Source organism: Stutzerimonas sp. Brlt_14 (assembly GCF_051948915.1).
Lineage (GTDB): Bacteria > Pseudomonadota > Gammaproteobacteria > Pseudomonadales > Pseudomonadaceae > Stutzerimonas > Stutzerimonas stutzeri.
Genome location: NZ_JAYJLM010000014.1, coordinates 1 through 1,171 on the forward strand (window position 1 = coordinate 1; position 1,171 = coordinate 1,171).

1 rRNA gene and 1 pseudogene are annotated in these 1,171 nt (G+C 50.7%); one reads left to right on the forward strand and one right to left on the reverse strand.

The features are described from left to right. Nucleotides 1–831 (reverse strand): 16S ribosomal RNA (locus tag VF716_RS20280); the annotation flags it as partial. A 156-nt stretch (nt 832–987) separates the two neighbouring features. Between VF716_RS20280 and VF716_RS20285 the strand changes: the two are divergent. Then, nucleotides 988–1,171: pseudogene (locus VF716_RS20285) on the forward strand (hypothetical protein); the annotation flags it as partial.

The window sequence follows — 1,171 nt, forward strand, 5'->3', positions numbered from 1 at the left end:
CCCAACGGCTAGTCGACATCGTTTACGGCGTGGACTACCAGGGTATCTAATCCTGTTTGCTCCCCACGCTTTCGCACCTCAGTGTCAGTATTAGCCCAGGTGGTCGCCTTCGCCACTGGTGTTCCTTCCTATATCTACGCATTTCACCGCTACACAGGAAATTCCACCACCCTCTGCCATACTCTAGCTCGCCAGTTTTGGATGCAGTTCCCAGGTTGAGCCCGGGGCTTTCACATCCAACTTAACGAACCACCTACGCGCGCTTTACGCCCAGTAATTCCGATTAACGCTTGCACCCTTCGTATTACCGCGGCTGCTGGCACGAAGTTAGCCGGTGCTTATTCTGTTGGTAACGTCAAAACAGCAAGGTATTAACTTACTGCCCTTCCTCCCAACTTAAAGTGCTTTACAATCCGAAGACCTTCTTCACACACGCGGCATGGCTGGATCAGGCTTTCGCCCATTGTCCAATATTCCCCACTGCTGCCTCCCGTAGGAGTCTGGACCGTGTCTCAGTTCCAGTGTGACTGATCATCCTCTCAGACCAGTTACGGATCGTCGCCTTGGTGAGCCTTTACCTCACCAACTAGCTAATCCGACCTAGGCTCATCTGATAGCGTGAGGTCCGAAGATCCCCCACTTTCTCCCGTAGGACGTATGCGGTATTAGCGTTCCTTTCGAAACGTTGTCCCCCACTACCAGGCAGATTCCTAGGCATTACTCACCCGTCCGCCGCTGAATCATGGAGCAAGCTCCACTCATCCGCTCGACTTGCATGTGTTAGGCCTGCCGCCAGCGTTCAATCTGAGCCATGATCAAACTCTTCAGTTCAATACTGCTTGGGTTTTGAGAAAACCCTAAACTTGGCTCAGCAATCGCAAATCTCTTTACTAGAAAGAGTAACTCTCGAATAAACGAGTGTTGCTTTGTGATGCTGATAATCTTGCGACTACCAGTCTTACATTCACAAGCACCCACACGAATTGCTTGATTCAGTTGTTAAAGAGCGTTTCGATCAAGCCTTTCGTCTCAACCGAGGCCGCGCATTCTACAGCAGCCTTTCTTACTGTCAAGCTGTTTTTCGAAAATCTCTTTTCTACTCAACCGCTTGCCGCCTCGATCAATCTGCATCTCTCGTCAGCGGGAGGCGAATCATACAGCGTCCAAAACC